The following is a 22,609-nucleotide window of genomic DNA, read 5'->3' on the forward strand; positions in this document are numbered from 1 at the left end:
TTTATATCTATAATAATAGATTGTACTTCATAGTATATAAAATTAAAGGAAAAATAAATAAAAAAAATTTAAAAATTAGTGAGTTCGTGTCCCACCCTCAAATTATTGTTATTTTTTCAAAAATTATTTTTAAGGGGTATTTTTCAAAATTGGCAAATATTTATATAATATTCTTTTCTTAAAATTAATTATTGATATTTATATTTTGGTTGATGATATGAAAACAGCGATTTTGGTTCCATGCTATAATGAATCTGCAACAATCGGAAAGGTCGTTTCAGATTTTAAAAAGGTAATGCCTCATGCGGATATTTATGTCTATGATAACAATTCCACTGATGGCACTGATGAGATTGCCCGCAATGCAGGGGCTATTGTAAAATATGAGTATAAGCAAGGAAAAGGAAATGTGGTCAGGGCAATGTTTAGAGACATTGACGCCGATTGTTATATTATGGTTGACGGAGATGACACCTATCCCGCTGAAACTGCTTTGGAATTTGAAAAATTGATTTTGGATAAAAAAGCGGATATGGTGATTGGAGATAGATTATCTTCCACTTATTTTGAGGAAAATGATAGGCCATTCCATAATACCGGAAACAAACTGGTCCGTAAGTTCATCAATACCTTTTTTAAAAGTGACTTAAAGGACATCATGACTGGAATGAGAGGATTCAGCTATGAGTTTGTCAAATCATTCCCAATTTCATCAAAGGAATTTGAAATTGAAACTGAAATGAGCGTTTTTGCGTTAACTAAAAATTTTAAAATAGTTGAAATACCAATCGAATACAAGGACCGTATTGAAGGAAGTGAATCAAAACTAAATACTTATCAGGATGGTTTTAAGGTTATAAGGATGATCTTTTCATTGATCCGTAATCAAAGACCATTGTTTTTCTTTTCAATCGCAACATTGATTTTATTGGTCATTGCAGGGATTCACTTTGTGCCGATACTAATCAAATACTACAGCACAGGCCTTGTCTTGAGGATACCTACATTGATTATGATTGCAATGGTGGTTATGGTTGCTGCCATGACATTTTTCGTAGGTGTGATATTGCATGTATTGAAAAAACAGCATGCCGACAACTTCGAACATCATCTGATTATATTAAATGAATTGAAAAAAAAGGATGAATAAACTTGATTGACAAATTATTCGTTGAAAAGACTGACAACGTTTTCCTGCAGTTTTTCAGATATATCTTCGTAGGCGGAACTGCATTTCTTGTTGATTTCTTTTTCCTGTATTTCTTCAGTGACGTTTGCGGAATCTACTATTTGGTTTCAGGTATCCTGTCTTTCATAATATCCGTACTTGTCAATTATATAATGAGTACCAAATGGGTATTCAATCAGGAAAACATTGACAATCGTCTAATCGAATTTAATTTATTCATACTTATCAGCACAATCGGTTTAGTTTTTACAGAAGTTTTATTATATCTGTTTACTGATGTATTGGGATTATATTATTTAATTTCTAAGATAATTTCAGCTATCATTGTATTATTTTGGAATTTCATTGCTCGAAGAATAATGTTTTATGGAACAAAATTGAAATAAGTGCAAATTCTTTTGTCATTTTTCATGAAATATTATGGATAGTTTTATCTAATAATGTATACAAATTATTATTATCTAGAGGATTATGAGGTGAAAAAGTAATGCGTTGTCCCAAGTGTGATAGTGAAAATAGCGACACCGCAAAATTTTGTAAAAAATGCGGCAGTCCTTTGAAAAAGACAGTTAGTCATGAAAGCGTGATTAACTCAATGAACGGTAAGCAGAATAGTGATAATAAGACAAAATACATTATCATTGCACTGGCAATTGTTGTTGTTGCTCTTGCAGGCGCTTTTATTTATCTTTATGGATTCAATTCAAATCATAGCGCCGATTCACAGCCTCAACAGCAGGTGCAAAGTGCCAATAATACTGAACCGGCTCAAACTGAAGAATCTTCCAGCTCTCAGCCTTCCCAATCTTCCCAATCTTCCAAGTCTTCTGAGGCTTCTAAAGCCAAGCCAAAAACCACTTCGATGTCGATTTTGGGGGGAAGCTTTTCAACAGGTGGAGAATTGGAAGATAAGACATATGCTTCAATATATGTTGGGCCTGAACACGCCGGTGAAAAGGTAACACTGCAAATTTTCTACTCCCGTGACGGATCAACTTTAAACCATGGAAACATGGTCCCAGTTACAGTAGATTCCAGTGGACATCTTGAAGTTTCCAGTGCGGATGCATACAAGTATTTCCCTGACTTTGCTGAAATTAATTTATATGACGGATCCGGAAACAAATTATTGGACACTAGAAGTGTAAGCCTGTCTCCGGAAGCAGGTACTCAGACATTTTAGTTTGAGTACTTCATTTTCTTTTTTTTGTTGATGTATGATGAACATTTCTCTAATAAATTTATCTTTTTTTCATTAAATTTATAATTTAAATATTTTTCAGTGTAAAATATATATGTCATATTGAAATATTTTAAATTTCCCATTATTTTAATTAATAAAGAATTTTATAAACTTGTAAATTAATTATGATCAATTAAATGATTTAATTTTATCAATTACAATTAATAAATCTATATTTAAGCAATTAATTCATTTTATCAAAAAGTTTAAATATTGTAATTTAAATAATATGTAATATAATTTTGTCTTGGTTTAACATGTTTGCAAGCAATAATGTAAATAAATTAGGTCATAAATTTTAATGATTGTCCTATTAATTCTAATTTATAAATATTTTTGTATAAGTTCTAAAGATTATTGTGGATTTTATTATTCAATTAAGATGAGGATTGTTTTAAATATGAAGATTGATTAGGGCTATTCACACGTATGAGTGAATAAAATATTATGATACATTAAGATTTCTAGCTATTTTGTGAATTATCATACTGAATGTTTCCCAGGTATTTCACGATGCAGGTTTAATCGGGGATAAGGTTTATTAATTGGAGTTTATTATAATCCAAGTTACCTGAATCAAATATTCAGTTTGCCATTTTCATATAATTGGTATTTCTGGTTAATTGTTGGTGTATATTTCTTTATACCTATATTAAATAAGGTAATACAAAATTCAAACATGAAAGAATTTGAATATTTTGTTTTAGTAATATTGGGCGGTTCTTTATTTTTTATCAAATAATGTTGTATTTGCATTTGGTTCATTCAATTGATTTAAGCTTTTTTATCGGACCGATTTCATTTGTAGTGGTGGGATATTATTTGTCTATTAAGGAATTTGACATTTCAGTAATTGAACAACCTCACCTTCTACAAGGTGAAGTTGTTCAACACATCAGTAAGTAAAGCTAGTTACGGCATGTATCTGATGAATAATACATTTAAATTGATCTTAGGAATTCTTTTAACTGGTGTAGTATTATCCAAGCCATCCGGAATTTTATCTAATAATGCAAGAATACCATGACCTCTTCGGTCGTGGATGAATTGCATAAATGGGATTGAAAATACTTTTCAAATGCTCTCTCTCTTTAAATTTAAATATTATTGTAATTCAATTAATATATAACAATCACATAATGATTGTTGAACCGATGGTTCCGCGGGGATTGCCTAGAAAAGGCAAAAAAAACAAAATCTAGGAATCCTCACCTTCTACAAGGTGAGGTTGTTCAATGTGGATTGGTGCAATTATTGCTGTTGGCATTTTAAGCTGGCTGATTGTCGTCATGATTAGTAAGATTCCATATCTGGGCAAATGGTCAGGATATCATTAAATTTTTTTGTGTACTCGATTGTGCAGTACACATTTTCCTTTTTTTCGTCTGTAAAAAATTTAAAATCATGTAAAAAATCCCAATTAACAATGACAAAGCCGTTGGGAAAGTCACCGATAAATATAAATATTTATTTTAATAGATTAACTTTATCCATTTTTAAGTATTATGCATTTTAGTTTAATTTATCTAATAATGCAAGAATATCATGATCTCTTCAAGGTCGTGGATGAATTGCATAAATGGGATTGAAAATACTTTTCAAATGCTCTCTCTTTAAATTTAAATATTATTGTAATTCAATTAATATATAACAATCACATAATGATTGTTGAACCGATGGTTCCGCGGGGATTGCCTAGAAAAGAAAAACAAAATCTAGGAATCCTCACCTTCTACAAGGTGAGGTTGTTCAATTGGATAATTAATGAATTAAGTTCTCATGTTGATTTTTATGACTTTTAATCAAGATAATACAACGAAATCTGAAAAGTTTTTTAAAAGTATATCAAATTCATTAATATATTCAAATTATTACAAGGATGTCGATGAAAATTTAGTTTATTTTGAGTCTATGGACGGCAATGATTTCGCAGGCAATATTTTTAGAATCGCAGAAGAGTTGTCAACAGGAAATTATGGCAATTTTAAAATCGCTGTTTATGCAAAACCGGAAGTCAAAAGCAAGATCGATGCTTTAAAGAAAAATTATAATTTGAAAATTGATAAAATCATAACCGATGAGGATAAAGCTACCAGGCTCCTAGAAAAAGCCAAATACATTTTCACAGATTATGGGATCCGGCCTAAATATGTAAAGAAAAATAATCAAGTTTTTATCCATACCGGACATGGAACTCCTTTTAAACTTACTGGATTTGATTATTTTGCACAAAGGTATAAGATTGGAGATTTTCAGCATCCCTTTTTGTCTTCGGATTATATGTTATTTCACAATCAGCACATGATGGAAAAGATACTTAATTCCCATATGATTGATACGTTATATCCCGGAAAGATATTGTTGGAAGGATGTCCCAGAAATAGCGTTTTTTTTAAAGGTTCAAAACTTAAAGAGAAGTTAGATTTGCAAAATAAGGAAATATTTGTTTACATGCCCACATATAGGGGAATATTAAATGAAGATTTTCCGGATACTTTCGCAAAAACCCTTGAAGATTATTTTATGGAATTGGATTCAAAGCTCAAGGATAATCAGATTTTATTTGTCAAATTGCATCCTTTCACAGAATCTGAAATTAATTATTCTAAATTCAACAATATTCGTTCATTTCCAGAAGATTATGAATCATATGATGTTGTGAATATGGCGGATATTTTAATAACGGATTATTCAAATATATTTTTTGATTTCGCTAATTCTAAACGCAAAATAATCTTATTCAATCACGATGAAAAAGAATTCATGTCTTATAGGGGCACCTATTTTCCGCTTTCCCATCTTCCATTTCCTAAAGTTCAAAATATCGATGAGCTGATTCATGAACTGAACTGCGAGAAAGATTATGATGAAACGGAATTCATAAAGAAGTTTTGCCCGTATGACAATCAGAATGCTGTGGAAAACATCTGTAATCATATCTTCAATCATAAGGAAATTTGTCGGGAAATGATTATTGAGAATGATAAACCTAACATCTTAATATATGCAGGGGATCTGTTTAAAAATGGAATAACCTCCTCACTGGTTAGCATGCTGGCAAATGTTGATTTGTCAAAATATAATATCTATATAAGTTTTAGGCAAGAGGAGGGCAATATTCGATATAATCATGAGGAATCATTGAGCGTATTCTCCAGTGATGTTAAATTTTTGCCAATGAGGTCCGGAATTAATATGACCTATTCAGAAGAAAAGGCCTATGATAAGTTTTTTGATAATGATGAGTTATGTATGGATGCAGACTATCCTGAAATATTAGATAAGATGTTCAAACGTGAAATTAATAGATTATACCCAAACATTACTTTTGATAAGATGATTAATTTTGATGGATATGGCGTTGATCAGATTCTGTTATACAAAAATATGGATTGTGAAAACTATATTTGGGTTCATAGTGACATGATTCAGGAAACCAAAACAAGGAGTACTCAAAAACTGTTTGTTTTAAGGGAAGCCTATAACAAATATGAAAATGTCGTTGCGGTTTCACCGGATTTAATCGAATCAATTAGAGAAATTGCTGATAATGACATCGATGTGGGTGTTGTTCACAATATCGCAAATTATCATGGAATAATTAAACGGTCAAAAAAGGACATAATCTTTGATAGGAAAACAGTCATCGATTCAAATCACCTTGGTGGTCTTGATGATGTTTTAAACGGTCCCGGCAAAAAATTCATTTGCATCGGTCGTTTTACAGCGGAAAAAGGTTTTGAACGTTTGATTTTAGCATTCAATGAATTCTATAAGGATTATCCTGATGCCCAATTGATTATTGTCGGCAGCCGTGGCAGAGATTATGATGACTTTTTGGAGCTTAGAAAAAGCCTGCCGTGCTGGAAAAATGTCACTGTCATTAAATTCATTTCAAATCCAATGCCTATTTTAAAAAGATGTGATTTATATGTGTCTCCTTCATTATATGAGGGGTGGTCCATGGTAATTATGGAAGCCGATATATTGAATGTTCCTGTAATCTCTACAGATGTTACAGGGGTTCAATGGATTAGAAATTATGGAGGATACATGGTTGAGGACTCTAAGGAAGGTATATTGCAGGGTTTTCATGATTTTATGGAAGGCAAGGTCAAAGTTATGGATGTTGATTATGAAGAGTATAACCAAAACGCAATTCGGGAATTCAAGGAGATTCTGAATTGATTTTCGGAGAGGAATATGAAATCTAAAAGAATTAATAAATACAAAAAGAACTTTATAAATTCCTTTGTCTATTATCCTTATTATCATAAGAAAATTGATGATAACCTCATTTTCATTGATTCGATGAATGGGGAGCAATTGTCAAGCGATGTCTTCAGAATAATTGAAGAATTGTCTGATGACAAATATAAGAATTTCAGGGTTTGCATTTATGCCAAAAAGGGTGTTGGCCATATTGAAAAGCTTAGGGAAAATTATAATCTGCGCATCGACAAGATAATTTCTGACGATGTTAAAGCGACAAATGTCTGTGAATATGCCAAATATATCATTACCGATTCAAAGATACGATATAGATATGCCAAACGAAGCGGACAGGTAATTCTCAATGTTTATCATGAAAATCCCTCATTGAAATGGGGTGTTGATAATATCAGGAATTATTCAAGGCTTGCTTCCCAGCAGGCTCCATTCCTATTGTCTGATTATACTGTGATTTCCAATGAGTATGTCCGCGAAAAGATAATGGGGCCTCTGATGATTGAAGATATCTATCAGGGTAAAATACTGAACGAAGGAAACCCCAGAAACATCTCCTTTTTTAAGGATAACTCCCATCTGAAATCTGAATTGGCAGTTGCTGATAAAGACATTTTCGTTTATATGCCCCGTTATCAGGGCAAGTCATTTCATAAGAAATTTTTAAAAACGGTTAAGAACAACCTAAAGGAATTTGATAAGGGTCTTAAGGATAATCAAACAGTATTCTTTAAGGTTGACGGATACGCTAAAAAGTCCATTGACCTTTCCAAATTTAAGCATATCCGACCGTTTCCGTTGGGATATGATGATTATGACATAATCAGCATGGCGGATGCATTCATAACCGATTATTCCGGGGTCGTGCTAGATTTCATACTTTCAAAACGAAAGATTATACTCTTCAATAATTTTGATAAAAAGAGATTAACATATCTTGACGATTTGAATCTGCCGTTCGTTAGGGCCGATGATATTGAGGATGTGATTGCCGAATTGGATTCTAATCTGGATGAGGATTATTCCGCATTGATTGATGAGTATGCTCCGTTTGACAGTGCAGATTGTGCAAAAAATATCTGCAGCCATGTATTTTTAAATCAAAAGGTTTGTCCTGAAGAAAATAATAAGAATGACAAGCCAAACATCCTGATTTTCATTGGAAACCTGTCCAACAACGAAATTACGCTTTCATTAAGACAACTGTTGTCCCAGGTTGATTCGGATAAATATAATTTCATCGTCACATTCCATCAATGGTCAAAGCATTTTAAAAACGATCCCGAATCGGTCTTGAAGTCAATACCTGAAGGCATTCATGTAATGCCGATGAAGACGAAAACAAGGCCTACCTATTTGGAAAGGAAAAGTTATGCAAAATTCCTGAATTCGGATAAAAAATGCAGCAGTTCCATTCGAAAATTCTTCAAAAGGGAATTCAGGCATCAATTTTACGGCATGTCATTTGACCATGTTGTAAATTATGATGGATATTATAAAAACGAGATTCTGATGTTTTGCAATTGCGAGGCCAAGTCTAGCATGTGGGTTCATAATGACCCTTTTATGGAAATTGAAAACAATAAATTTAATATGAATCTCTTGAAGGAGGCTTTCAGCAATTATGATAATGTTGTTGTGGTTTCTTCTGAATTGATTAATCCTATAAGGAAAATTGATGATTCTGCAAACGTCAAAGTTGCACACAGCCTAATTAACTTTGAATTTATCCGGAATGAATCGCAAAAGGATATAATGCTTAACAAGGACGTAAGGATTTACAATACTCATCCCCAATATCTCAAGGGGCTTTTGAATGACGACGGCAGAAAGATTATTTCGATTGACAGGTCCATATATAATGAGGAGTGGACTGAAAATATACTGATGGCCTTCGATAGGTTATGCGATGAATACGAGGATGTGCAATTGATAATTATTGGAAACTTCGGATGGTTCAACAGGACTCAATATTTGGCATCCCAGTTGAGACATTGGAAAAATGTGACTGTTATAAAGCAGCTGTCAAATCCCTTGCCTATTCTGAAGGACTGTGCTTTGTTCATCCTACCTCCAAACAATAGATTTTACAGAAAAACCGTTTTTGAATCGGAAATGTTGAATGTTCCGGTAATGAGTCTTGGAGATGATGATAAGGTCATTGCCGATGAATTTAATATCTATAATGTTGAAAATTCTTATGAGGGTGTTCTAAAGGGATTGCAAGATTTTATGAATGATGAGATAGATACTTTAGATATCGATTATAAAGAGTATAATGAGAGATGTCTTGATGAATTTTATGACATCCTGAAATAATGGCTTTGTATGGTGGTACTGTGAATATTACTGTTATCGGAACTGGTTATGTTGGGCTTGTAACTGGAGCATGTTTTTCTAAAATGGGCAATAAGGTGTATTGCGTCGACATTGACGAAAGTAAAATCAATAATTTAAAGAAGGGGATTCTGCCTATTTTCGAGCCGCATCTGGGGACTATGGTGAAAAATGGCCAGGAAAAGGGAGATTTGTTCTTCACTACTGATATTAAAGAGGCGTTGGACAATACTGATATCATATTTATTGCCGTTGGAACTCCTATGGCAGAAGATGGAAGCGCCAATTTGGATTACATATTCTCAGCCGCTACAGATATTGCTCAAAATATCACTAAGGATTCTCTTGTTGTTGTCAAATCCACAGTTCCTATTGGGACTTGTTTTAAAGTTAAGGACCACATTGAAAAGATTCTTAAACAACGTAACTCTTCCGTAAGGATCGACATCGCATCCAACCCCGAATTTTTAAAAGAAGGAAGGGCTATTGAAGATTGCATGCATCCTGACCGTGTTGTCATAGGTGCTGAAAAAGAGGAAGTGTTTGATACATTAAAAGATTTATACTCATCATTTGTATTTAACCATGACAGGTTTATTCTAATGGACATCAAATCTTCTGAAATGACAAAATATGTTGCAAATGCGATGCTTGCAACAAAAATATCATTTATGAATGAAATAGCCAACATCTGTGAAGTTACAGGGGCAAATGTCCAGCAGGTGCGTTTAGGCATAGGTTCAGATAGACGCATAGGTTATGATTTTATTTATGCCGGATGCGGTTATGGGGGAAGCTGTTTTCCAAAGGATGTTCAGGCACTGATAAATACTGCTCAGGTTGCAGGATATGAACCGATGATTTTGTCCAATGTGGAAAAGGTCAATGCAAATCAAAAGAAGGTGCTTGTAAACAAGGTAGTGGATAGGTTCGGTGATGATTTAAATGGTCGAACTTTTGGAATTTGGGGACTGTCCTTCAAACCAGGCACTAATGATGTTCGTGAAGCTACATCACTTATTGTAATTGCATCACTTATTGACAAAGGAGCAAAAATAAGGGCATATGATCCTGAAGCGAATGATGAATTTAAAAGAACAATTGATGATAATTATTTGGATTCAATTACATTCTGCAATAGGAGATATGATGTTGCAGATGGCTGTGATGGATTGATATTGATAACTGAATGGAAAGAGTTTAGAAATCCTGATTTTGATTTGATTTCAGAGAAACTAAAAGAGAAAGTAATTTTTGATGGAAGAAATATTTATGATAAAAAGATAAGTGCGAAAGGATTTGAATTGTTCCAAATTGGTTGCTAATCATAACCAAAAATAATTGAGATAATAGCAAAATTACTGAAAACAACCCTACATAAAGAAAAAACAACTGCTAATCAATTCATTTGTATCCTTGGCTTTTTTATACTAACTTATATATTCAATAAGAAGCAAATATATTTCTATAAAATTAGTGGATGGGAATTAATGACTAAAGTTTCGATTATTGTGCCTGTTTATAATGATGCAAACGGTTTAAAAAAATCTATACGTTCTGTAATCAGCCAAACATTGAAAGATATTGAAATTATTTGCATAAACGATGAATCTGGTGATGATTCATTGAAAACCTTAAACGAATTTGCTGATGAGTACGATTTCATTAAAGTTTTTTCTCATGAAAATCAAGGCTTAAGTAAAGCTAGAAATTTTGGGATGAGTAAATCCGCAGGGGAGTATGTCGCTTTTTTAGATGCAGGTGATGTATTTGTTGATGAGTCCGCATTAGAGAATTTATATCAGTTTGCACAGAAAAATAATGCGGATATGGTTTCAGGCAATATTAAATTAATTGATGAGGGGGATGAATTTTCATCTTATCAAGACCGTTTCACTGAATATGACAGTTTAAAACCTGGGGAATATGGAATTCCTTTGTCATTTCATAAAAATATTTTCAAAAGGGAATTCATAGTAAATGAGGATGTAATTTTCCCGGATTTGATGATTGGTCAGGATTCTGTTTTTTTAGCTGAAATACTATCTAAAGTTAATGAAATTTATACTGTGCCGATAGATTTTTATGCTCATCGTTATGTGGATGATGCTGGTCAATGCAATACTCGAGAAAAACGTTTTGATTATATTAAACATTATAAAATGGTTTTTGATTATCTCTCAGATTCCAAATTTGATGATGTTCGTCATGAATACCGCTATGAAATGTTGGACTTCATTAATAAAATGGGTGTTGAAGGCGGAAAGGATATTTTGGATGCCTCCAGGGATGTTTTTAAAGACCAACCTGATATTTTGAGGAATTTTGAGGAAAATTTCTATTTTGAGCATGAAAAAAATCCTGAAATGCAAAAGCTTGTCAATTTTGCTGAAAAGGCAAATCCAAGCATATCAGTTCTGATTCCTGTTTATAACGTCTCCGAGTTTCTTGATGATTCAATCAGCTGTCTTTTAAACCAAACGTTCAAAGACATTGAACTTGTCTGCGTCAATGATGGTTCTACAGATAATTCCCTGGAAATATTAGAAGAGTTTTCAAAAAATGATTCACGCATTAAAATCATCAATAAGGAAAATGGGGGTTGTGGATCTGCAAGAAATAGGGCTTTGGACGAAGCCACTGGAGATTATGTTTATTTATATGATCCTGATGATTGGATTGAATTAGATGCCCTTGAAAAAGTTTATAAAAGTGCAATATATAACGATTCGGACATGGTAATCTTCAAGGCCAACCTTATTGAAAATAACCAGATAACAAATTCACGTTCATATTTCCATCTTAATAAGATTCTGAAAAAGAAAGATTACAAAAGATGTTCTTTCAATTATCGTGATGTAAAAAGGGCTGTCTTAAATATGGGATTTGCACCTTGGTCTAAATTATACAGAAAAGAATTTATAGATAGTTATGATGATTTTCGTTTTGATTTAGGTGTCGCTTTTGATGATGTGCCGTTTCATGTCAAATCAATGAGCAGGGCCAAAAGGATATCCTTTGTCAATGAATACTTATATCATTATAGGTGGGATAATTTAAATTCCGTAAACCATAAGTCCTCCAACAGCATAGACATATTCAAAATAATTGATATTGTTGAAGGGATTCTTAAAAATGAAGGAATCTATGAAGAAGTGGAATCCGATTTTTGCAAGTTTATAGTTAATCATGTATTGTTTTATATCATTACTGCGGACTCTGAAGAGTATTTTTTAATGACTAAAGAGAGATTTTCAAGAATTGATGAGAAATTTGTTCCAAAAAATCGTGTAAAATATGATCTGGTATTGGATATTGATGATTATATGGAATTCAAATTTGAATTCATGAAAGTGCTCTATGATGAAACAAGCAATAAGTTAAATAAGAATATAGCTAAGCTGACAAATGAAAATGAAAAACTCAAAAAGAAAAATAAGAAATTGGAAAAGAATAATAAAAAACTTAAAAAGCAAAACAAGGAACTTTTGGACTCTACCAGCTGGAAAGTGACAAAACCGCTGAGAAAATTGAGAAAAGGATTTTGATTATTCATAAGACAAATAATTTTTGAGTTTTTATTAAAATAGGGGAAAAAATGTCAAATCCAAAAATATCGATTATAATGCCTTCATTAAATGTTAGGAAATTTATTGAAGAGTGCATTGAAAGCGTTATAACTCAGACTCTCAAGGATATTGAAATAATCTGCATTGATGCAGGATCTAGTGATGGAACATTGGAAGTATTGAAAAAATACTCTAAAAAGGATTCTAGGATAAATTTAATTCAAACAGATAAAAAAAGCTATGGATATCAAGTTAATTTAGGTATTGATAAAGCTAATGGGGAATACATTGGAATCGTTGAAACAGATGATTTCATTGATAAGAAAATGTATGAAACATTATATGATTTGACCGACAACGGTTCCACTGATGTTTCTAAGGTGAATTTTTATCATTATTATGATTCTGACCCTGATGATATCTCCTATCGTGTGGATGTTTTAAAAGAGGATTTGCCAAAAGGTAAATTTACAATTTATGAGCATCCGAATATCATAAAAGGCCATCCTTCCATCTGGGCTGCAATTTATAAGAAAAGCTTTTTGAAAGAAAATAATATCAGATTCATGGAAGTTCCCGGCGGGGGTTGGGTTGACAATCCGTTCTTATTTGAAACGTTCATTTGTGCAAAAAGCATTACATATAGTGAAAAACCGTTTTATTATTATCGTGAACAGAATCCAGATTCATCCACTAACAGCCTTAGTGATTTGACACTGCCTTTGCGTAGAGTTCTGGATATTTTTGAAGTTTTAGACAAATATTCCTGCTATTATAGAAATGTTTTATCAGCGTTCTACATACGTGTGTTTTGGCATGTTTATGACTTGTCCAGAAATTACGATTTGGGAGACCAGAAGGATGAGGTCTTATCTTATTTTAGCCAGGTTCTTAAAAGATTGGATGAAACGATTGTACTGACTGATTTCAAGAAAGGCAATCAGCGAAGATATTACAAGTATTTAAATGATGATTCAAATTTTAAAAACACAATCACAAGCACAAACTGGATAATTGAAAATGCTTTGGATAGCGGCGAGTCTGAAGAAAATAAATACAATCTTTTTAACACTAAAGTGGATGCAATCTCTATGAGATATTCTTATATTAAAGATGAGTATAAAAAAGATGCATATGATGCTATGAAAGAGGATTTTTATTCAATATGGAATCATGAATGTTATGATGATTTTATTTCAAATATCAGTTTGAAAAACACCGAATTCTTTAAAATGGTGGTTGAATCGCCTTCTTTTGAAGCATTTGATTTGGCATATGGCAATTTAAAATTGGCCAATAATAATAAAAAATTGAATAGGGACATTAAGAAAATAAAAGCGGATATTAAAGATGCCAAAAAAATTAAAAAGGACATTCTTAATTCCAGGAGTTGGAAAGTTACAAAACCTTTAAGGTCTATTAGAAAGCATAATAGGAAAGATTAGTGATAGCATGGTAAAAATTTCAGTCATAATTCCTAATTATAATAATGCAAAATTTCTTAAAAAATCGATAAGCAGTGTATATGACCAATCATTGAAAGATATAGAAACTATTTGTATTGATGATGGTTCCACTGATGATTCATTAAAAGTTTTAGATGAATTAAAACAAGAATTCTCTACTTTAAAAGTTATTTCACAAGAAAATCAGGGACAGGGCAATGCTCGAAATGCAGGCCTTAAAATTGCAGCCGGAGAGTATGTTGCATTTCTTGATTCTGATGATGTTTTCATCGATGAAAATGCATTAGAAAGGATGTATGAATTGGCCAAAAAAGAGAATCTGAATATGGTCACTGCCAATCTGGCTTTCGTCGATAGGAAATATAAGATTAAAAGAGAAAACCCTCATGAATTCCTTGAGTGTCTTTATATCAATGAATATGGTGTAATTGACACACAGAGTTACGGAATTCCTCAGGGATTTACAAAGTCCATTTTCAATTTGAATTTTCTTTCATCAAGGGATATAACTTTTCCGGACGTATTTGCAGGTGAAAATAACATATTCCTGGCAAATGTTTTAGTCAATACCTCTAAAATTGGAGCGGTTCCTTTAGATTTATATGGGTATAATAATTCTGTTGGTGGAAGGCTCAGTAAAAAAATTAATACGTATGATAGGAAAAGGCAGCACATGGCTCATTTTAAAATGGTCTGTGACATTTTATCCAATGGCAATTTTGATAATGCATCAAATGAATATAAAAACTATTTATTCAAATATCTGATTTCTGAGAAGAATGTTTCGGATGTTGATCTTTTTAGGAGTTTCAAAGGGGTTTTCAATGATTGCGGAGAGGATTATTTTGATGATGCCAATGAAAACTATATAAAATTTATCATATTATATAAAACCTATTTATTGAAGCATTCCAGTTGCGAACAGCTGTTTTATGAAATAAAAAATGAATTTTCACAATATCATTTGGAATTTATGGAAGACATTGATTTAACCGTTGTTAAAATGTATTTGTTGGTAATCAATTCGGATTCCTTGGATGATTTTAAGTTAAGGCATAATAAATTCACACTAAAAGAGCTTGAAAATGAGCAAAAACAGCTTAAGATTAAAAACAAACAGCTTAAAGATGAAAAACGAGAGTTAAATGCCGAACTTAAAAAGATAGAAAGGTTAAATGATGAATTGTTTGATTCTTCAAGTTGGAAGGTAACAAAATTCTTAAGATGATATGCACCTAAATAATTGAAACGTCCATTTTGTATGCTTTTTTTAATTTTGTTAGCGGACCTTTTCAATTTGTCAAATTAACTCTATTCATGGGAGTATTTTTTTAATAATTGGAATTTTGCGCAATAAATAAATGATTATTACGGAAAGCACTAAAACGATTAATGGTGCAAAAATCCTATAAATAATTGAGGTATTGCTGATATGGAAAGTCCTAAGTATAAATTCCAGCAGGTACCAATGGATTAAGTAAATTGCGAAGGTATAATAGTCTAAAAAGCTGACGATTTTGTTTATGATGTTAAATTTCATTATGTTAATGATGCCATATTTTATGAAAACAAAAATTCCTACTGAATATAGGATGGAAGGGACGTTTGTATATCCTTTATATGTTTTTACAACTTCTCCGGCAGACATTGATAAATAATATGTGCCGAAAAAATGCATTAAAAATCCTATGACTGCAAGTATGTAGATGATGAGCCTATATTTCCTTGGTATTTCATATTTATGTATCAGATATCCTACCAATGTATAAAATAAGCTTCCTCCACCAACAGCTATTGAAATGGAATAGTCTATTTTTAGGCCAAATACAGAAATAATAAATGGGATTAGAATGTTCAGAATGAAAGTCAAACTACAAACATAGATGAAAATATCCTTTTTTTTATCATCAGAAATTGATGCAAATACTGGAATTGATAAATATATGCAGAATAAAGGTATGAAAAACCAATAAACCTGCACTAGATTACCATTAAGCAGTCCATTGACAATATAAGTTAAATCAACGGAACTTAATTTGATTGTATGCATATAATAGATTTGAATAAATAAACCAATGAAACTCCAAATTATGAAAGGAATGACAGTTTTTGTTATTCTTTTCGAAAAATATTCTTTTAGACTGTATCGCTTATTGTAATCTATAAGCATTGCACCTGAAATCATAAAAAAGATAGGAACTGCAAAATAAAACACTGATTCAATCAAATTTGCTGTTATCCAATATCTTGCAGTTGAAAATTGCCAAAAACAGGAATTTGCATGAAGATAAATAACCGCAATTGCGGATAAAACACTTGCTAAACTGATATATTCAATTCTTTTATTATTAATCATGATTTTACCTTTTTGATACTAAATATATATATTCAATAAAAAGTAAATATAGTTTTATATTTTTATTAACTTTTGGATGGGAATTAATGACTACAGTTTCAATTATTATGCCAGTTTATAATGATGCAGACCGTTTAGATACTTCTATAACTACTGTAATCAACCAGACATTAAAAGATATTGAGCTTATATGTGTTAATGATGGGTCAAGTGATGATTCATTAAAGATTTTAAATGAATTTGCCAAAAAACATGATTTTATTAAAGTTTTATCACAGGAAAATCAAGGTTCAGGTAAAGCTAGAAATTATGGTATTGGCGAAGCCAGTGGGAAATATATTGGCTTTTTGGATGCGGATGACATTTTTATTGAAAATGATGCATTAGAAAAATTATATGAAACGGCCGTTGAAAACGATGCGAATATGGTTTCCGGAAATATTAAGCTGGTCGATCAAAAAGGGAAGTTTTCTCCATTTTTGCCATTGGATTATTATGAGGATTTTAATGTTATTTTACCCGAAGAGTATGGCATTCCATGGTCTTTTTATAAAAATATATTTAAACGGGAATTTATAGTATCAAATGATATCTCATTTCCGGATTTGTTGAGGGGACAGGATCCGGTTTTTCTGGCTGAAATTTTATCAAAAGTCGATGAAATTCATACAGTGCCGATTGATTATTATGCATATTATTATGTTGATGGAGCTAATCAGTGCAATACCCGTAAAAAGCGTTTTCATCACATGATGCATTACAAGATGGTTTTTGAAAATTTTTCAGATTCAAGATTTGACAATCTAAAACATGAATTTAGATATGAGATGCTGGATTTCATTGATTTGATGGGAGCCGATGGAGCAAAAGACATTTTGGATGCAACACGCGAAGTATTTAAGGATGAACCGGAAATAGTGCGAAATTTTGAAGAAAATTTCTATTTCAAGCATGAAAAACATCCTGAAATACAGAAACTCATTAATTTCAAAAGCAATCCTGAAAAACCTAGAATCTCAGTACTCATTCCTGTTTACAATGCTTCAGATTTTTTAAATGATTCGATTTCAGGCCTTTTGAATCAGACATTCGAGGATTTTGAACTTGTATGCGTAAATGACGGTTCAAAGGACAATTCATTGGAAATACTTAATGAGTTTGCAGCCAAGGATGGCCGTGTGAAAGTATTCGATAAACCGAATGGCGGATGCGGGTCAGCCAGGAACAGGGCTTTGGATGAGGCAAAAGGTGAGTATATCTATTTCTTCGATCCCGATGATGAAATATCCAAAGATGCCTTGAAGGAAACTTATAGAAGTGCCGTCTATAATGATTCGGATATGGTAATATTCAAGGCAAATGTAATAATCAATGATGAAATCAGCAATGAAAGAGTATATTTTAATTTTGATAAAGTATTGAAAAATAGAAACTTTGAGAGATCCACATTCGATTATCATGATGTAATGGGATTGGTCTTTAATGGAGATTTGGCTCCATGGGCCAAATTATATAAAAAGGAGCTATTGGATTCTTATGATGATTTCCGATTTAATGTAGGCGTTGCTTTTGATGACGTTCCGTTTCATGTCAAATCAATGATTCGGGCAAAACGAATGTCATTTGTAAATAAATGTCTGTACCATTACAGATTGGATAATGAAAACTCAGTTAACAATACTTCTTCAAATGGTTTTGATATATTTAAAATATTTGACATTCTTGAGGAGTTTATTAAAGCTGAAGGGGTTTATGATGAATTTGAATATGAATTCAATCGTTTTATAGTGCCTCACACATTATTTTATATAATAAGTACAAATTCCGAAGAGTATTATCGTATGGCAAGGGAGAAATTCTCAAAAATCGATGAAAAATTTGTCCCTAAAAATAATCCTAAATTTAATTTGGTAATGGAAATTGAAGATTATCAGGAATTCAGAACTCAATATTTGGAATTGCTTCACAATCAGGAAAAGGATAAGTTGCTAAAAGAAATCAACTCATTAAAAAAAGAGAATAAAAAGCTTAAGAAAGAAAATAAAAAATTAAAGAAAGAGAAAAACAGGTATAAAAAGCTTAATGATGAACTCTTGAATTCAAGAAGCTGGAAGATAACAGAACCATTAAGAAAACTAAAAAAGAATTAATTTAGAAAGTATTTAGGGGAAAGTATGGGCGAGTCTAATCCGAAAATATCAGTCATAATGCCTTCATATAATGGGGCAAAATTTATTAAGCAATCCCTTGAGAGCGTTATCAATCAATCATTTGGGGATATCGAGATAATCTGTGTTGATGCAGGTTCTACTGATGGGACCTTAGATGTTTTAGAAGAATATTCAACAGATTCCCGAGTAAAGATTCTCTATTCAGATGTTAAAGGCTATGGTCATCAGATAAATATGGGAATCGATAATGCTAGTGGGGAGTATATAGGCATTGTTGAACCGTATGGCTGCATACATGAAAAGATGTATGAAACATTATATGCAATGACTAAAGAAGGACAGGCGGACATTGCCAAAGTCAACTTTTATCATTATTACGATTCGCAAGAAAATCCTAAATTTTTCATTAGTGAAATAAAGAAGAATGTACCGACAAATGAGTTTTTTACAGTCTATGATGATGTTAATATTTTAAATGGACATCCTTCAATATGGACTGCCATTTACAAAAAAAGCTTTTTGAGTGAAAATAACATAAAACTCATGGAAGTCCCAGGGTGGATTGACACACCTTTTTTATTTGAAACCGCTTTATTGGCTAAAAGCATCGTTTATAATCACAAGCCATTTTATTTTTATCGTGAATTGAACCCTGATTCATCAGCAAACAACGTTAATGATTTAACCTTAGCCATGGAAATGTTGAATAATGCTTTTGACATTATGGACAGGCATTCCTGTAAGGATGAAGACATTTTAGAAATGCTTTATGTTCATGTCTTCTGGCATATTAGGAATATTTTAAAGTCTGACGACTTCGAGGAACAAAAAGAAAATGTATTGAAATCATTCCAAAATGTTCTTAAAAGGATGGATAAGGAAATTGTTGATGATAGATTCAATAAATCAACTCAAAAAATTTATTATAAATATTGTTCTCCTGTCAATTTAATCGAATTCGATGATTCCTTAACATTATCCTATGATGATTTAATTGCCGTAAAAAATGAGAATGAATTCTTAAATTCTCAAATAATGGATTTGGAAAGCAAGAATAAGAAGCTTAAATCTAGTAACAGATCTCTCAAAAATAAAAATAAGAATCTCAAATCGAAAAATTCCAAATTGAAAAAATCATTAAAAAACATTAAGCAATCAAGATCTTACAAGCTTGGCAATTCGTTTGCATCTCCTGTAAGAAAATTAAAAAAGATTAATCAGGGCCATGATAAATCCAAAAGATTGAAGATATTATTTTTACCCTCCGACAACAATAGGACTTCAGGCGCTTTTTTAAGCATGACAAGCTTAATTGTCCATTTAAAAGAAAAGTATCCCGTTGATGTTTTTGTAGTCGTGCCGATGAAGGGACATGGAGTAGATGTTTTAAAATCATTTGGCATTGACTATAAATTGATAGTGTCAAAAGATTGGGTAGTTCCAATGGGCATTGAAAAGGATTCAGATTATTATGAATCCATAGATAAAAAACGTGAAATCAACAAAAAAGCAGTCAAAGACATTCGCAAGTTCATAAGGGATAATGATATTGATATAGTTCATTTGAATACAACCTGGACATATGTGGGAGCAATTGCAGGGCTTGAAGAAAATGTTCCTGTCGTTTGGCATTTAAGGGAATTTCTTGAAGAGGGCCAAAACCTTACAATTTGGGATAGGCCAAAAGGAAACGCACTAATCAACAAGTCAGATAAGGTAATCACAGTTTCAGACATCCTTTATAAAAAATATGAAAATGTCATTGATGATGATAAGCTGATAAGCATACATGACGGCATTGATGCCGAAAGATTTTATAATCCTGCTAAAACCATTTTCAACGATGAAAAGATCAGGTTTATATTGGTTGGAGGATTTGAATATCACAAGGGTCAAATTGAATTCATCAAGGCCTGTGCAAAGTTATACTCCTCAGGATTCCATAATTTTGAAGTTTCCTTTGTTGGAACAGGAAACAAGGAAGTTAAAAAATTTGTTGAAAGTCTGGTGGCATATTATGATTTGGACAATGTAAGCTTTTTGGGATATAAGAAAGATGTTGAAAATTGTTTTGCAGAATCTGATATTTCATTTACCTGTGGAAGCATTGAATCATTCGGCCGCACAACTGTTGAGGCAATGCTTTGTGGAAATTTGGTTATTGGTGCTGATAGTGCCGGAACAAAGGAACTTATTGATGATGGCGTAACTGGAATTCTGTATAAACAGGGCGATGCTGACGATTTATATGAAAAAATGCTTTTTGCAGTAAATAACCTTGATAAATCAAAGCAGATGGCACAAAACGGACGAAAATTCATGTATGAAAACATGACCTCTGAAATAAATGCTGATAAAGTATATGAAGTTTATGAAGAGATTCTAAAAAATAGGAGTAATTCAATAAGGAATAAAAACAATTTAGATGGTAATTATGAAAAGTAAAATTATGTCTAATTTAAAATTCAAATCAAGTTCTTTTAAAGATAATTTTTTTCAATCAAAGAAATATTGGATTTTATTTTTAGTTTTAATAATGTTATGTTCATTATCTTTGATGACTGTCAAAAATTTTAATCATCCTAAAATGGAATTTTTTGCTATAATTTCTCTCTCAATATTGGGTATTATTTTGATAAGTTATTATCATGGACATAACAATGATAAAGAACTATATAAAACTGTTTTTATTGTGTTATTGCTATTTGGATTAATAACTTCTTTTGTAATTCCAATTGATTCGGTTTCAGATGAAGGGGAACATTTTACGCGTGCTGAATTGACTTCAAGAGGAATTTTATTTCCAGAATATGTCAATGGTTCATATAAAACAATTGATAGTATCCCAGGTTTTTTCGTTCACTCAATAGATAAAACCGTTTTTAAAGTTAATGGGGATACCGACAAAATTAATAATACTCTAGTTGAAGTTTCTTCGGCATTTGAACAAAACCCCTTTTTTGGATATCTATTCTCAGGATTGGGGATTTTCATCGCTAAATTACTGGATTTAAATGTAATTTGGATGTTGTGGCTTGCAAGAATTTTTAATAGCTTATTATATTCAACAATTGTGGCTTATGCAATTAAAAAAACGCCTTTATTTAAAATGCCTTTGTTTTTTGTTGCATGTTTGCCTGTTTGTTTATTTCAGGCATTTTCGGTAAGTATAGATTCTGTAGTTGCGGGATTAGGTATTTTGACAATTTCTTATTTGCTATACATGTATAAAAATGAGTTTGGAGTAAAAGAAATTTTAATTATTTCAGTTTTATCTTTACTTACGGGTTTATGTAAATTGCCTTATCTAGCTTTAATTTTATTATTGTTCTTTTTGCCAAAGAATAATTTTAAGCAAAAAAATTATTATATTTATTGTATAATTGGTTTAATTACAGTTGGATTGATTGGAGTGCTGTGGAGTAAGTTTTATGCAACTCCGGCATTAGTTCATTCATGGAGGGTAGCATATATTATTCAAAATAATGTGAATATCAATAATCAAATGAATTTTTTATTATCTAATCCATTAAATATTTTAAATGCGTTAATAAATATCTTATATAGCTTTACTTATATTTTCAATGGATTTTTTAGTTTTTATTCATATACTATTGAAGGCGGAGTTTATAATGCCTCTGAATTGATATCATTATTGGTATTGATATCATTTATTTTAATTTGTTTCACTTATCCAATTGGTGAAAAAATTAATTCAAAATTTAGATTCGGTGCATTACTAACTTTTATTGTAATATATTTTGGAACATATATTGTGCAATTATTATCATGGTCACCTGCAGGTAGTTTAACTATTACTGGAGTACATACCAGATATTTCTTACCATTATTTGCTCTATTGCCTATTGCATTTTCTTTAAATCTTAATAAAATTGATAAAACGGAATATGATTATTATATTTTTGTTTTGGTATTAGTTTTAATTGTTTCAATGATATTTTCTTTAATCGCAAAATACTATTAAATCAATGTTTTTGAAATATAAATATTAATACTATTAAAAATATATTATTTATTAGTTTTAAGGAGA

Annotated in this window: 15 protein-coding genes; 14 read left to right on the forward strand and 1 reads right to left on the reverse strand. The window is 31.6% G+C overall.

Annotation, left to right across the window (positions count from 1 at the left end):
• The 11 genes from QZ138_RS00005 to QZ138_RS00055 form a co-directional block, all read left to right on the forward strand.
• Window positions 1-182 (forward strand): hypothetical protein (locus QZ138_RS00005; RefSeq protein WP_292884624.1); only part of this gene is annotated, 182 nt, incomplete at its 5' end.
• 35 nt (window positions 183-217) lie between these two features.
• Complete coding sequence (locus tag QZ138_RS00010; protein ID WP_292884626.1) at window positions 218-1,150, forward strand: glycosyltransferase family 2 protein; 933 nt, start codon at window positions 218-220, stop codon at window positions 1,148-1,150.
• 2 nt (window positions 1,151-1,152) lie between these two features.
• Complete coding sequence (locus QZ138_RS00015) at window positions 1,153-1,575, forward strand: GtrA family protein (protein WP_292884628.1); 423 nt, start codon at window positions 1,153-1,155, stop codon at window positions 1,573-1,575.
• A gap of 101 nt (window positions 1,576-1,676) precedes the next feature.
• Window positions 1,677-2,372, forward strand: coding sequence for a zinc ribbon domain-containing protein (locus tag QZ138_RS00020; protein WP_292884631.1), 696 nt, complete (start codon window positions 1,677-1,679; stop codon window positions 2,370-2,372).
• 913 nt (window positions 2,373-3,285) lie between these two features.
• Window positions 3,286-3,459 (forward strand): hypothetical protein, encoded by a 174-nt coding sequence (locus QZ138_RS00025; protein WP_292884634.1) that lies wholly within the window; start codon window positions 3,286-3,288, stop codon window positions 3,457-3,459.
• Between the two features lie 764 nt (window positions 3,460-4,223).
• Complete coding sequence (locus QZ138_RS00030) at window positions 4,224-6,620, forward strand: glycosyltransferase (protein ID WP_292884637.1); 2,397 nt, start codon at window positions 4,224-4,226, stop codon at window positions 6,618-6,620.
• Window positions 6,621-6,635: 15 nt separating this feature from the next.
• Window positions 6,636-8,978: a CDP-glycerol glycerophosphotransferase family protein gene (locus QZ138_RS00035; protein ID WP_292884640.1), complete on the forward strand. Its 2,343-nt coding sequence runs from the start codon at window positions 6,636-6,638 to the stop codon at window positions 8,976-8,978.
• A 20-nt stretch (window positions 8,979-8,998) separates the two neighbouring features.
• Complete coding sequence (locus QZ138_RS00040; RefSeq protein ID WP_292884643.1) at window positions 8,999-10,321, forward strand: UDP-glucose/GDP-mannose dehydrogenase family protein; 1,323 nt, start codon at window positions 8,999-9,001, stop codon at window positions 10,319-10,321.
• A 165-nt stretch (window positions 10,322-10,486) separates the two neighbouring features.
• On the forward strand, window positions 10,487-12,544 hold the full coding sequence (locus tag QZ138_RS00045; RefSeq protein WP_292884646.1) for a glycosyltransferase: 2,058 nt from the start codon (window positions 10,487-10,489) through the stop codon (window positions 12,542-12,544).
• A 50-nt stretch (window positions 12,545-12,594) separates the two neighbouring features.
• A complete protein-coding gene (locus QZ138_RS00050) occupies window positions 12,595-14,010 on the forward strand; it encodes a glycosyltransferase (RefSeq protein ID WP_292884649.1) in 1,416 nt (471 codons plus the stop codon).
• A 7-nt stretch (window positions 14,011-14,017) separates the two neighbouring features.
• On the forward strand, window positions 14,018-15,259 hold the full coding sequence (locus QZ138_RS00055; protein WP_292884652.1) for a glycosyltransferase: 1,242 nt from the start codon (window positions 14,018-14,020) through the stop codon (window positions 15,257-15,259).
• 87 nt (window positions 15,260-15,346) lie between these two features.
• Here QZ138_RS00055 and QZ138_RS00060 read toward each other — a convergent pair whose 3' ends face one another.
• A complete protein-coding gene (locus QZ138_RS00060) occupies window positions 15,347-16,387 on the reverse strand; it encodes an acyltransferase (protein ID WP_292884655.1) in 1,041 nt (346 codons plus the stop codon).
• Between the two features lie 86 nt (window positions 16,388-16,473).
• Between QZ138_RS00060 and QZ138_RS00065 the strand changes: the two genes are divergently transcribed.
• From QZ138_RS00065 to QZ138_RS00075, 3 genes are read left to right on the forward strand one after another with little or no spacing between them, the layout of a single operon-like run.
• Window positions 16,474-18,537 carry a glycosyltransferase family 2 protein gene (locus tag QZ138_RS00065; protein WP_292884657.1) on the forward strand — a complete coding sequence of 688 codons (2,064 nt, stop codon included), beginning with the start codon at window positions 16,474-16,476 and terminating at the stop codon, window positions 18,535-18,537.
• 24 nt (window positions 18,538-18,561) lie between these two features.
• Complete coding sequence (locus QZ138_RS00070) at window positions 18,562-21,003, forward strand: glycosyltransferase (protein ID WP_292884660.1); 2,442 nt, start codon at window positions 18,562-18,564, stop codon at window positions 21,001-21,003.
• Window positions 20,993-22,543, forward strand: coding sequence for a DUF2142 domain-containing protein (locus tag QZ138_RS00075; RefSeq protein ID WP_292884662.1), 1,551 nt, complete (start codon window positions 20,993-20,995; stop codon window positions 22,541-22,543). The genes QZ138_RS00070 and QZ138_RS00075 overlap by 11 nt, the downstream gene beginning before the upstream one ends.
• Window positions 22,544-22,609 lie beyond the last annotated feature (66 nt).

This window comes from Methanobrevibacter sp. UBA212 (genome assembly GCF_905233225.1).
In the GTDB taxonomy this organism is placed as follows: Archaea; Methanobacteriota; Methanobacteria; order Methanobacteriales; family Methanobacteriaceae; genus Methanocatella.